The following is an 11405-nucleotide window of genomic DNA, read 5'->3' on the forward strand; positions in this document are numbered from 1 at the left end:
TCTTACAGTCCCTTGATCGTGATCGTGACGGTGGAGCCCTCGGGGGCGGTGGAGCCGCCCTCGACCGACTGGCCCGAGACCTTGTCACCGAGGAAGGGGAAGGTCTTCTCGACCTTCACCTCGAAGCCCGCGCCTTCCAGTCTCTCGCGCGCGGTGTCGGTGGACTCGCCCACGACGTCGGGGACCTCGATCATCCGAGGGCCCTTGGAGACGGTGAGGACGATCCGGTCGCCCTGCGCGGCGCGGCTGCCCTCCGCGAGGGACTGGGCCGCGACGGTGCTGGCCGCCTCGGGGGAGTGGACGCGCTCGGTCGCGACCTCCACCTTGAGTCCGGCGTCCCGGAGCGTGCTCGTGGCCTCGTCCACCGTCTCGCCGGCCACGTCGGGGACGTCGATCGGGACGCCCTTGCTCACGACCAGGGCGACGGCCGAGTCCGGGCTGCGCTCGGTGCCGGGCTCGGGGTCGGAGCTGATCACGGCGCCCTGCGCGATGTCCTGGCTGAACGCTCGGGTGATCACACCCGGCGCCAGCCCCTCCTTGGCCAGGAGCCGCTTGGCCTCCGCCAGCGGCTTCCCCTTGAGGTTCGGGACCTTCACGATCTCCGGGCCGCGGGAGATGGTGAGCGTGACCGTGCCGTTGCCCCGGATCCGCGCGCCGGAGGCGGGGTCGGTGGCCATGACCGTGCCGCGCTCGTACACCTCGCTGAAGGCGCGCTTCGTCGCACCGACGTCGAGCCCGGCGTCCCTGAGCCGCTGGGTGGCCTGCGCCTCGTTCTGGCCGAGGACGGCCGGGACGCGGGTGAACTGGCCGGAATTGATGTACCAGACGCCCGCGCCGAGTCCGAGGGAGAGCAGGACGGCGGCCAGGACGAGCAGCGGGCCGCGGGGGCGGCGCGGAGCGCGCCGGGACTCCGGACGGGACTCGGGCGGCGGCATCGTCAGCCGGCTGGTGTGCTGCACCGGCTGCTCGGACTCCGCGGGCAGGGTCCGGGGGATGACGCTGGTCCGGTCCTCGGCCCCCGTGGTGTCCTCCCGGTGCGCCTGCGGCGGGACCGCGTCCAGCTGCTCGTCCCCGAGCGTCGAACGGGCCTCCCGGGTCAGGGCCAGGAGCGCGACGGCGTCGTACGGACGGACGTCGGGGTTGCGCGCGGTCGCGGTCGCCACCAGCTCGTCCAGTTCGAGGGCGAGACCGGGGACGACGGCGGACGGGGCCGGGACGTCGGTGTTCAGATGCTGGTAGAGGACCTGCGCGGGGGTGTCCCCGGAGTGCGGCTTGCCGCCCGTCAGCATCTCGTACAGGACGACACCGCAGGCGTACACGTCGGCGCGGGTGTCCGCCGTACCGTGCTCGATCTGCTCGGGGGCGAGGTACGACACGGTGCCGAGGACGGAGCCGGTGGTGTTGGTGGCCGAGCCGACGGCCCGTACGAGACCGAAGTCGGCGACCTTGACCCGGCCGTCGTCCCCTATCAGGACGTTCTCCGGCTTCATGTCCCGGTGCACGAATCCGGCCCGGTGCGCGGCGCCCAGCGCGGCGAGGACCGGCTCCAGGATGTCGAGCGCCGCCCGGGGCTGGAGCGCCCCGCGCTCGCGCAGCACGTCGCGCAGGGTGCACCCGGCGACGTACTCCATGGCGAGATAGACGTACGCGCCGTCCGCTCCCTGGTCGAAGACCCCGACGACGTTCGGGTGCGAGAGCCGCGCCACGGACTTGGCCTCGCGGATGAACCGCTCCACGAAGGTGGCGTCGGTGGCGAGGTCCGGGTGCATCACCTTGAGCGCGAGCACCCGGTCGAGTCGGGTGTCGACAGCCCGGTAGACCGTGGCCATCCCGCCGACGGCGATGCGCGCGTCGACGCGGTAGCGGTCGTCGAGCAGCTGCCCGACGAGGGGGTCATGAAGGGTCGTGTCCACGGCCCTGAGTTTACGAGCCGGTGAGGACACCCCGTCCCCACCGGCCGCTACCGCAGCACACCTGTGACGCGCGGGGCCCGCTCCACCGGCCTCAGAACGCCGGCCGCTCCGGGTCCAGGACCGCCCGGCCCTCCGTCGGGGACGAGGCCTCCGCGAAGTGGCGGCGCGGGATCCGGCCCGCCCGCCACGCCAGGCGGCCCGCCTCCACGGCGTGCCGCATCCCCTCCGCCATCAGCACCGGCTCCTGCGCCCGGGTCACCGCCGACGCCAGCATGACGGCCGCGCACCCCAGCTCCATCGCCAGGGCGGCGTCCGAGGCCGTCCCCGCCCCCGCGTCCAGGATCACCGGCACCCCGGCCCGCTCCACGATCAGCTGGAAATTGTGCGGGTTGCGGATCCCGAGCCCGGAGCCGATCGGCGAGCCCAGCGGCATGATCGCCGCGCAGCCCACGTCCTCCAGCTTCCGCGCCAGGACCGGGTCGTCGTTGGTGTACGGCAGGACCGTGAAGCCGTCGTCCACCAGCGTCTCCGCCGCGTCGAGCAGCTCGATCGGATCGGGCAGCAGGGTCCGCTCGTCGGCGACGACCTCCAGCTTGATCCAGTCGGTGCCCAGCGCCTCCCGCGCCAGCCGCGCCGTCAGGACGGCCTCGCCCGCCGTGAAGCAGCCCGCCGTGTTGGGCAGGACTCGGATGGAGAGCCGGTTCAGGACGGACAGGACGGAGCCCTGCACGGTCGGGTCGAGGCGCCGCATGGCGACGGTGGTGAGCTCGGTGCCGCTGGCGATCAGGGAGCGTTCGAGGACGTCCAGGCTCGGGGCGCCGCCCGTGCCCATGATCAGACGCGAGGAGAACTCCGTACCGCCGAGGAGGAAGGTGTCGTCGGACATCGCGTTCAGCCCCCCTGCACCGCGGTGAGAACCTCGACCCGGTCGCCCTCGCCGAGGACGGTCGCGGACCACTGGCTGCGCGGCACGACCGTCTCGTTGACGGCCGCGGCCACCCCGGACGGCGCCGGCGTCAGTGTCGCGACCAGGGCGTCGAGGGTCGTGGGCGCGGCGAGGACACGTGCCTCGCCATTGACGGAGACGTTCGTCGAGACGTTCATACGGGCTGCTCCTGAGGTACGGGGGAGAAGCGGCGGGGGGTGAAGGGGCGGGCCTCGTCCGGAAGCACGCCGGTGGTGAGGAGGTCGGCCATCACATCGCCGGTGACCGGGGTGAGCAGGACCCCGTTGCGGTAGTGCCCCGTGGCCAGTCGCAGGCCGGGCAGGGCGGTCGGGCCGAGCAGCGGTGCGTTGTCCGGCGAACCCGGCCGCAGCCCCGCGCGGGTCTCGGTGAGCGGCAGCTCGGTGATGCCCGGCACGAGCTCGTGGGCGTCACGCAGCAGCTCGTAGACGCCGCCCGCCGTGACGGTGGTGTCCCAGCCCAGTTCCTCGGAGGTTGCACCGACCACCAGCTCGCCGTTCTCGCGCGGCACCAGATAGACGTGGCTGCCGCGCACGACGGCCCGGACGGTCCGCGACAGGAACGGCGCGTAGGCCCGTGGCACGCTCAGCCGCAGCACCTGCCCCTTGACGGGGCGTACGGGCGGCAGCACCTCGTCCGGTACGCCGGCGAGCCGGCCGCTGAGGCTGCCCGCGGCCAGGACGACCTGGTCCGCTTCGAGCGTCTCGCCCCCGGCGAGCAGCACACCCGCCGCCCGGTCCCGTACGACGGCCAGCCGCTCCGCGACGGCCCGGTGGAAGACCACTCCGGCCCGCTCGCAGGCGGTGACCAGCGCGGCGGCGAGCCGGCGCGGATCGACCTGGTGGTCGCCGTCGACCCGCAGCCCGCCGCGCACGCCCGGGGCCAGCATCGGCTCCAGGCGGCGGCAGTCGCGCCCGCTGAGCCACTCCGACTCCAGGCCGCAGCGGGTCTGCAGGGCGTGCAGTTCGCGCAGATGCGCCCGGTCGTCGGCGTCGAGCGCGACGGCGAGCGTGCCGCAGGCGCGGTACCCGACGTCGTGCCCGGTGGCATCCCGGAGCTCGGCGACGAAGTCGGGATAGCGGCGCGCGGAGGCGAGGTTGAGGGCGAGCAGGGTCTCCTCGCCGTAGTGGAGCTCGGTGACCGCGGCCAGCATTCCGGCCGCCACGCGGGCGGCCCCGCCGCCCGGTTCCGGGTCGACGACCGCGGTGCGCAGCCCGCGCTGCGCGGCCCGCCAGGCCGTGACCAGACCGATGATTCCGCCCCCGATGACGAGAACGTCAGAGGTACTGCATGTACGCGACATGGGCGTCCAGCCCCTCCCTTCGCCGGCATGACCCGGATCAGGTTCGTACGGTCGGAGGCCGGCCAGCCTCCCTCTCAGCCCGGTGCGTCCGGGCTCCCGCGAGTGCTCTACGTTGACGGTCAGACTAACCCCCGCCCCCGACGCCCAGTAAGGGAGCCTCCACCGTGGCCCGATCTCTCGACGGAATCGTCCTCGCGCCCGTCGCCGACCAGGCCCCCGGTCAGGTCGGTACGCGCACCCGGTTCACCTACCACGAGGAGGGCGGCCGGATCTGGGCCGAGTACGCGGGCGGGGACGTGGTCCGCGGGAATCTCGTCGGCACGCGCGCGGGGGACCGGCTCGACTTCCGCTACGTCCAGTTGAAGCAGGACGGATCCACCTCTTCCGGGCATTGCGTCTCGACCGTGGTGGAGCTGCCGGACGGGCGCGTTCGGCTGGAGGAGACCTGGGCATGGGAGTCCCAGGAGGGCTCCGGCACCAGTGTGGTCGAACAGCTGCCTTCCTGACGGGTCGTCAGATGCGTAAGGTGATCGGGTGAGCGAGCAGAAGCAGGCACAGCAACGGATCGTGATCGTGGGCGCCGGCATGGCGGGGGTGCAGACCGCCGTCGCCCTGCGCGAACAGGGCTTCACCGGCCAGGTCACCCTCATCGGCGCCGAGCCGCACCAGCCCTACGACCGGCCGCCCCTGTCCAAGGCCGTGCTCCTCGGCAAGGCCGAGGACTCCGCCTTCGACGTCGACTTCGAGGCCCTCGCCATCGAACTGCGCCTCGGCCTCGACGTCACCGGACTGCGCGCCGGGGACCACGAGGTCGACACCGAGGCCGGACCCGTCCCGTACGACGTCCTGGTCGTCGCCACCGGCGCCGAGCCGGTCACCCTGCCCGGCACCGAGGGCGTCCCCGGAGTCCATCTGCTGCGCACCCTCGACGACGCCGCCCGCCTCAAGCCCGTCCTGGAGCGGCGCCACGACATCGTGGTGGTCGGCGCCGGCTGGATCGGCGCCGAGTTCGCCACCGCCGCGCGCGAGGCGGGGTGCGCCGTCGTCGTCGTGGAGGCCGGCGACCGACCGCTCGCCGGCGCGCTCCCCGCCGAGGTCACCGCCCCGATGGCGCAGTGGTACGAGGAGAACGGCGCCGAACTCCTCACCCACGCGCGCGTGGCCGCCGTCGAACCCGGCGCGGTCGTCCTGACCGACGGCCGACGACTGCCCGCCGAGGCGGTCGTCGTCGGCATCGGAGCCCGGCCCGCCACCGGCTGGCTCGCCGACTCCGGCATCGCCCGCGACCCGGACGGCTCCGTCACCGCCGACGAGCGGCTGCGCACCTCCCTGCCCGACGTGTACGCAGTCGGCGACTGCGCCTCCTTCCCCTCGGCCCGCTACGGCCGCCGCCTCCTCGTCCACCACTGGGACAACGCGCTCCAGGGCCCGCGCACCGTCGCGGCCGACATCATCGGCGAGGCCCCCCGGCCGTACGACCCCGTGCCCTACTTCTGGTCCGAGCAGTTCGGCCGCTTCGTGCAGTACGCCGGGCACCATGGAGGCGACACGCAGCTGGTGAGGCGCGGCGACCCGGCCGGCCCGTCCTGGTCGGCGCTCTGGCTGCGCGACGGCGCGCTCGTCGCCCTGCTCGCCGTCGGACGCCCCCGCGACCTGGCCCAGGGCCGCAAGCTGATCGAGTCCGGCGCCCGGGTCGACCCCGACCGTGCCGCCGACCCGTCCGTCCCTCTGAAGGCGGCACTCCAGTAGGGCTCGACTACCGGCTGTCAGTCCGGGATGGCAGGCTTGTCCACGTGACCGAGATTGACGCAAGAATCGATGCTCTCGTCCCCGCCTGGCTCTACCTCCCCGACATCGCGGAAATGCTCGATGTCGAGGTGACGCGCGTGCGGCAGCTGGTCAAGGAGGGCCAGCTCATCGCCGTACGCCGCGGTGAGAACAAGGCGCTTCAGGTGCCCGCCGCCTTCATCGACGGCGACAAGGTGGTCAAGGGCCTCTCCGGGACCCTGACCCTCCTGAAGGACGACGGCTTCACCGACGAAGAGATGCTGGAGTGGCTCTTCACTCCCGACCAGAGCCTGCCGGGCACGCCCGCGCAGGCCCTCAGCGAGAATCGCGGCACGGAGGTGAAGCGCCGCGCCCAGGCGCTCGCCGTCTGACGTACCGAAGACACCACAGAGGTTCCGTGGGGCCGGGCCCGCCCCGGCCCCACGGGATCACCGCACCCAACGGGGGGAAGCACCCATGTCCACGCCTCGCGAGCAGCTCGCCGACGCCCGGCTCTACCTGTGCACGGACGCCCGGAAGCGCCAGGGAGACCTGTCCGCCTTCCTCGACGCCGTGCTCTCCTCCGGCGTGGACATCGTGCAGCTCCGTGACAAGGGCATGGAGGCCGGCGAGGAGCTGGAGCACCTCGCCGTGTTCGCCGACGCCTGCCGCCGCCACGGCAAGCTGCTCGCCGTGAACGACCGGGCCGATGTCGCCCACGCCATCGGTTCCGACGTGCTGCACCTGGGCCAGGGCGACCTGCCCGTGCCCGCCGCCCGCGCGATCCTCGGCGAGGAAGTCCTGATCGGCCGTTCCTGCCACGGCGAGTCCGAGGTGGACGCGGCCGTCGCCGAGCCCGGCGTGGACTACTTCTGCACCGGCCCGTGCTGGCCCACCCCGACCAAGCCCGGGCGGTACGCACCCGGCCTCGGCCTGGTGCGGTACACGGCCGCCCTGGAGCAGGACCGGCCCTGGTTCGCCATCGGCGGGATCGACGAGACCACCCTCGACGAGGTCCTCGACGCGGGCGCCCGCCGGATCGTGGTCGTCCGCGCGATCACCGAGGCCGACGACCCGGCCGCCGCGACGGCCCGCCTGGCCAAGCGGGTCCGCGAGCGCTCGGAGTGATCTTCCTGCCGTGGACGGCGTCCGTGACCTTTTTGGCGCAATGTCCGAAGGCCGGGTCCGCCCCTTGGGCGTTGTCCAAAAACGTGTCCATTCCTCGGACGCGGCTTCGCCGGCCGTGTGACCCCGTCTAACCTGCCGGTATGGCCCTTGGAACCGCTTCCACCCGCACGGACCGTGCCCGCACGGTCCGCGAGATCCTCGCTGCCGGCAAGCCGTCGTACTCCTTCGAGTTCTACGCGCCCCGGACGGAGAAGGGTGAGCGGAGCCTGTGGAACGCCCTGCGCAGAGTGGAGGCGGTCGGGCCGAGCTTCGTCTCGGTGACCTACGGTGCCGGCGGCTCGACCCGCGGCGGGACGGTCAAGGCCACCCAGAAGATCGCCGGCGACACCACGCTGACCCCGGTGGCCCACCTCACCGCGGTCGACCACTCCGTCGCCGAGCTGCGCAATGTTCTCGGCCAGTACGCGGACGCCGGCATCCGGAACATGCTGGCCCTGCGCGGCGACCCGCCGGGCGACCCGCTGGGGGAGTGGATCGAGCACCCCGAGGGCGTGCGGTACGCCGCCGACCTGGTCCGGCTGATCAAGGAGTCCGGCGACTTCTGTGTGGGTGTCGCCGCCTTCCCCGAGATGCACCCCCGCTCACTCGACTGGGACACGGACATCCGTCACTTCGTGGACAAGTGCCGGGCGGGCGCCGACTACGCGATCACGCAGATGTTCTTCGATCCGGAGAACTACCTCCGGATGCGTGACAGCGTGGCGAAGGCCGGCTGCGAGACGCCGATCATCCCCGAAGTCATGCCCGTTGTGAACGTGAAGACCCTCGACCGGCTGCCCCAGCTGAGCAACGCGCACTTCCCGGCCGATGTGAAAGAACGCATCCTCGCCGTCAAGGACGACGCGGCCGCTGTACGCTCCATTGGCATCGAGTTCGCGACGGAGTTCTGCGCACGTCTGCTCTCCGAGGGTGTCCCCGGACTGCACTTCATCACGCTGAACAACTCCACCGCGACGCTGGAGATCTACGAGAATCTCGGACTGCACGTGCAGTCGTGACCGGCGTACCCGCCCCAGACCCGCGGCGGTGGCCGTAGGAGAGGGGCGGGCATGGGGTGGACGGTCCTCTACATCGCGTTCGGCGTTGTCGCGTTGTGGCTGCTGGGTGAGGTGCTCCTGCAGTACAAGGCGCGCCTGCGCTGGCGGGTGCTCGCCTTCTGCGGCTTCCTCGGCGTCGTCCTGGGCGTCCTGATGCCCTCGGTCGCGGTGATCATCGCGGGGGCGATCGCCTTCGCCGTCGGCCAGACCTATGTGACCCTGTCCTTCCGTCGCGGCTTCTCCACCGGCTGGGCCATCGGCGGGAGCCCGGGCGCGAGCCGTCGCCGCAGGTCCGCACCGGTCGAGACGGGCCCCACCCTGGAGGTCAGCGACCTCTCCTACGAGCACGCGGAGCCTTCCGCCGCCGAGTCCACCGCGGTCTACGAGCCCCAGCCCATGGACGAGGACACCGGCCAGTACGGCATCTACGACACCTCGTACGGCCACGGCCACGACCACACCCAGGCGCAGCCGCAGGAGCAGCCCGCCTACAGCGCCGGATACGACGGCTACAGCCCGGGTTACGAACAGCCCGCGTACCAGCCCGCCTATGAGCAGCCGGCCTACGACTACGGCAGCGGCCAGCAGCAGTACGCCGCCTACTCCGACCCGTACATCGGCGGGGGGACGGACGGCCAGCAGTACGCCTCGTACGACTACGGCACCGGCCAGCAGCAGTACGCCGACCCCTACGCGCCGTCGTACGGCTACGACACCCCGCCCGGCGGCGTGTGGGTGCCCCAGCAGCGCGACAACGAGCAGCCCGCCCCCCAGCAGGGGCAGGAGCACTACGGCTACGGCAACGACCAGCAGTACCGGTACTGACCGTTCCGGACGCGCCTACCGCGAACCGCGGAAGTCCGCGCCCTCCACGATCAGCCCGGCGACGAGCGCGCCCGACATCCCGGCGTGCGCGAGCCCGCCGCCGGGGTGGGACCACCCGCCGGCGAAGTAGAGCCCGGGGAGCGGGGAAGGATTGGCCGCCGGGAGATACCGTCCGGCGGCCCCCGCGAGCGCGGGTCCGGGTACCTCGGCAACGCCTGTCTCGTGCCGCGTGTCGTCCGGGGTGCGGACCTCTTGCCAGAGCAACCGCTCCCGGAGCCCGGGAACGGCCGACTCCGCAGCCGTGACCATGCGCGCGGCGACGGCGCTCCAGTCCTGCCCGCCCTGCGTGCCCACGGTCCCGGTCACGGTCACCGACTCGTGGTCGCCGTCGGGCCGCAGCGCCGGGTCGTCAGGCCGCAGTACGGTCACCGTCGGCCGGTCCCCGGAGCCGTGCACGACCGTGCGGTGCACGGTGCCGGACTCCTGTGCCCCGCGCAGGGCCAGACAGACCGTCACGCGGCCCGTGCCGTCGGGCCGGAGCGCGTCGACCTCCACGCCGCTCGGGGCGAGCCGCCGATCCCCGTCGTGGTGCGAGGGCACCGGAGCGCCCGACACGACGTGATCGGCCTCGACGGTCTCCCCGCCGGCCAGCTCGATGCCGCACGCCCGCCCGTCCTTCTCCAGGACCTTCTCCACGTGGGCGTCGAACACGAACTCCACCCGCCGCTTCCGGCACCGCTCGTACACCGCGTCCGCGAGCGCCCTGATGCCGCCGCTCACGTACCAGGTGCCGAAGGTCTGCTCCATGTACGGCAGGACGGCCGCCGAGGCCGGGGCGGTGGCCGGGTCGAAGCCGTGGCTCCAGGCGTACGAGTCCAGGAGCGCGGCGAGCCGCGGGTCGCGCAGCTCACGGGCGCCGATCTGCGCGAGCGTGGTCGTCGGGCGGCGCAGGAACCCCGCCTTCAGGGCGGGGTAGGGCTCGCGGCCCAGGACCGAGGCGTCCGCGGGCTGCGGCTCCTCGAGGAGGGGGCGGCGGGTCCGGTCCCAGGCCTCGCGGGCCCGGACCAGGAAATCGCCCCAGCGCTCACCCGCGCCCGTGCCGAGCGCCGCGTCCAGGGCGGAGACCGTGCCCGCGCGCGAGGCGTTCGGCAGGTCCACGCGGGTGCCGTCGGCGAAGACATGACGGCTCGCCGGGTCGACCTGCGCCAGCTCGACGCACTCCTCCAGCGGCTCCTTGCCGGTCTTGACGAACAGATCGCGGTAGACCGCGGGCAGATGCAGCAAGCCCGGGCCCGTGTCGAAGCCGAACCCGTCCCGCTCGAAGCGGCGCACCGCACCGCCGTACGTCCCGCCGCGCTCGTACACCGTCACCCGGTGGCCCGCCACGGCCAGCCTGGCGGCCGCCGCCATGGCGCCGAGCCCCGCGCCGATCACCACAATCCGTGCCATGTCAGCGACTTTATCCGGCGCCTCGGACACTGCCGAAGGCCAGGTGCGGCCTGCTGGGCAGGCGTGGTCAGAAGTGCTCCGACCCGTCGCCGGACGGCGCCCGCGCCCGCGTCCTGGCCTCCGCGGCCGCCAGGGTCTTCTCCTCCCGCCGCTGCGCCCTGCGGCGCAGGAAGCGGCGGATGCGATGGGCGAGGAAGCCCAGTATCACCAGGCCGAGCACGAGGAGTACGGCCGCGATGATCGCCGCCACCTCCGGATTGAATATCGCGAAGGTGATGATCCCGGCGACCCCGAGGTCCTCCGCGATGCTCATGCCGATGTTGGAGAACGGCTCCGGCGAGGTGTTGATCGCCATCCGGGTCCCGGCCTTGACGAGGTGGCTCAGGAGAGCCGTCGAGCCGCCGACCGCGGCCGCCGCGAGTTCGGGCAGCGAACCGGACTCCCCGGCCAGAAGGGCGGCCACGACGGCGCCGGCGATCGGCCGGATCACCGTGTGGACGGAGTCCCAGACGGAGTCGACGTAGGGGATCTTGTCCGCCACCGCCTCGCACAGGAACAACACCCCGGCCGCGATCAGGACATCGGTGCGCTGCAACGACGCGGGCACCTCGTCGCTGATACCGGTCGCGCCGAAGACGCCGAGCAGCAGGACCACCGCGTACGCGTTGATCCCGCTCGCCCAGCCGCTGGTGAAGACCAGGGGGAGTACGGACACGCCCGCGATCGTATCCAGGTCTGAGTACCCGTACCTAGGGCGTGAGATGAGTAGGGATGCGGATGGGTTCCGACCTGCCGAGACGGAAGAGTGGAGGCAACGGAAGGGGCACGGCTCCGGACCGCCGACACGGGGCGGCGGAACGGGGCCGTGCGCCTGCCGGCACGGGGGTGCACGGGGGTACGGGGGTACCACGGGGGAGCACGGGGGTGCGGAAACGCCGGACGGCGAGGCTCGGGGGCTG

At 72.7% G+C, this 11405-nt stretch carries 12 protein-coding genes and 1 riboswitch; of the genes, 6 read left to right on the plus strand and 6 right to left on the minus strand.

What is annotated here, in order from left to right; genetic code table 11:
- Positions 1-2: 2 nt before the first annotated feature.
- From pknB to thiO, 4 genes are all read right to left on the minus strand, one after another.
- Positions 3-1913, minus strand: coding sequence for a Stk1 family PASTA domain-containing Ser/Thr kinase (gene pknB / locus ACFC0D_RS29690; RefSeq protein ID WP_376442382.1), 1911 nt, complete (start codon positions 1911-1913; stop codon positions 3-5).
- Between the two features lie 91 nt (positions 1914-2004).
- Positions 2005-2799 carry a thiazole synthase gene (locus ACFC0D_RS29695; protein ID WP_376442384.1) on the minus strand — a complete coding sequence of 265 codons (795 nt, stop codon included), beginning with the start codon at positions 2797-2799 and terminating at the stop codon, positions 2005-2007.
- A gap of 5 nt (positions 2800-2804) precedes the next feature.
- On the minus strand, positions 2805-3017 hold the full coding sequence (thiS, locus tag ACFC0D_RS29700) for a sulfur carrier protein ThiS (protein ID WP_376442387.1): 213 nt from the start codon (positions 3015-3017) through the stop codon (positions 2805-2807).
- The gene (gene thiO / locus ACFC0D_RS29705) at positions 3014-4180 is read right to left on the minus strand and encodes a glycine oxidase ThiO (protein WP_376442390.1); all 1167 of its coding nucleotides are present in this window, start codon (positions 4178-4180) and stop codon (positions 3014-3016) included. The genes thiS and thiO overlap by 4 nt, the downstream gene beginning before the upstream one ends.
- Positions 4178-4290: riboswitch (TPP riboswitch) on the minus strand. Its footprint overlaps the gene before it by 3 nt.
- Before the next feature lie 54 nt (positions 4291-4344).
- Here thiO and ACFC0D_RS29710 point away from each other — a divergent pair.
- The 6 genes from ACFC0D_RS29710 (at position 4345) to ACFC0D_RS29735 (ending at position 8997) form a co-directional block, all read left to right on the plus strand.
- Complete coding sequence (locus tag ACFC0D_RS29710) at positions 4345-4686, plus strand: hypothetical protein (RefSeq protein WP_376442393.1); 342 nt, start codon at positions 4345-4347, stop codon at positions 4684-4686.
- A 28-nt stretch (positions 4687-4714) separates the two neighbouring features.
- A complete protein-coding gene (locus ACFC0D_RS29715; RefSeq protein WP_376442395.1) occupies positions 4715-5929 on the plus strand; it encodes an NAD(P)/FAD-dependent oxidoreductase in 1215 nt (404 codons plus the stop codon).
- 44 nt (positions 5930-5973) lie between these two features.
- Complete coding sequence (locus ACFC0D_RS29720) at positions 5974-6339, plus strand: Rv2175c family DNA-binding protein (protein ID WP_376442398.1); 366 nt, start codon at positions 5974-5976, stop codon at positions 6337-6339.
- Positions 6340-6424: 85 nt separating this feature from the next.
- Positions 6425-7075, plus strand: a complete 651-nt coding sequence (thiE, locus tag ACFC0D_RS29725) for a thiamine phosphate synthase (RefSeq protein WP_376442401.1) — start codon at positions 6425-6427, stop codon at positions 7073-7075.
- 140 nt (positions 7076-7215) lie between these two features.
- Positions 7216-8133 carry a methylenetetrahydrofolate reductase [NAD(P)H] gene (gene metF / locus ACFC0D_RS29730; RefSeq protein ID WP_376442404.1) on the plus strand — a complete coding sequence of 306 codons (918 nt, stop codon included), beginning with the start codon at positions 7216-7218 and terminating at the stop codon, positions 8131-8133.
- A 51-nt stretch (positions 8134-8184) separates the two neighbouring features.
- Positions 8185-8997: a hypothetical protein gene (locus tag ACFC0D_RS29735; RefSeq protein WP_376442407.1), complete on the plus strand. Its 813-nt coding sequence runs from the start codon at positions 8185-8187 to the stop codon at positions 8995-8997.
- 15 nt (positions 8998-9012) lie between these two features.
- Here the strand turns inward: ACFC0D_RS29735 and ACFC0D_RS29740 are convergent, their stop codons facing one another.
- Positions 9013-10446 carry a phytoene desaturase family protein gene (locus tag ACFC0D_RS29740; protein WP_376442410.1) on the minus strand — a complete coding sequence of 478 codons (1434 nt, stop codon included), beginning with the start codon at positions 10444-10446 and terminating at the stop codon, positions 9013-9015.
- A 67-nt stretch (positions 10447-10513) separates the two neighbouring features.
- Complete coding sequence (locus tag ACFC0D_RS29745; RefSeq protein WP_376442413.1) at positions 10514-11161, minus strand: DUF4126 domain-containing protein; 648 nt, start codon at positions 11159-11161, stop codon at positions 10514-10516.
- Between the last annotated feature and the right edge of the window lie 244 nt (positions 11162-11405).

This window comes from Streptomyces sp. NPDC056222, assembly GCF_042264065.1.
Taxonomy (GTDB): Bacteria; Actinomycetota; Actinomycetes; order Streptomycetales; family Streptomycetaceae; genus Streptomyces.

Excerpts from the sequence above, each read along its gene's own strand:
- ACFC0D_RS29695 (WP_376442384.1), bottom strand. The coding sequence starts at position 2,799 with ATGTCCGACGACACCTTCCTCCTCGGCGGTACGGAGTTCTCCTCGCGT.
- thiS (WP_376442387.1), bottom strand. The coding sequence starts at position 3,017 with ATGAACGTCTCGACGAACGTCTCCGTCAATGGCGAGGCACGTGTCCTC.
- thiO (WP_376442390.1), bottom strand. The coding sequence starts at position 4,180 with ATGTCGCGTACATGCAGTACCTCTGACGTTCTCGTCATCGGGGGCGGA.
- thiE (WP_376442401.1), top strand. The coding sequence starts at position 6,425 with ATGTCCACGCCTCGCGAGCAGCTCGCCGACGCCCGGCTCTACCTGTGC.
- metF (WP_376442404.1), top strand. The coding sequence starts at position 7,216 with ATGGCCCTTGGAACCGCTTCCACCCGCACGGACCGTGCCCGCACGGTC.
- ACFC0D_RS29735 (WP_376442407.1), top strand. The coding sequence starts at position 8,185 with ATGGGGTGGACGGTCCTCTACATCGCGTTCGGCGTTGTCGCGTTGTGG.
- ACFC0D_RS29740 (WP_376442410.1), bottom strand. The coding sequence starts at position 10,446 with ATGGCACGGATTGTGGTGATCGGCGCGGGGCTCGGCGCCATGGCGGCG.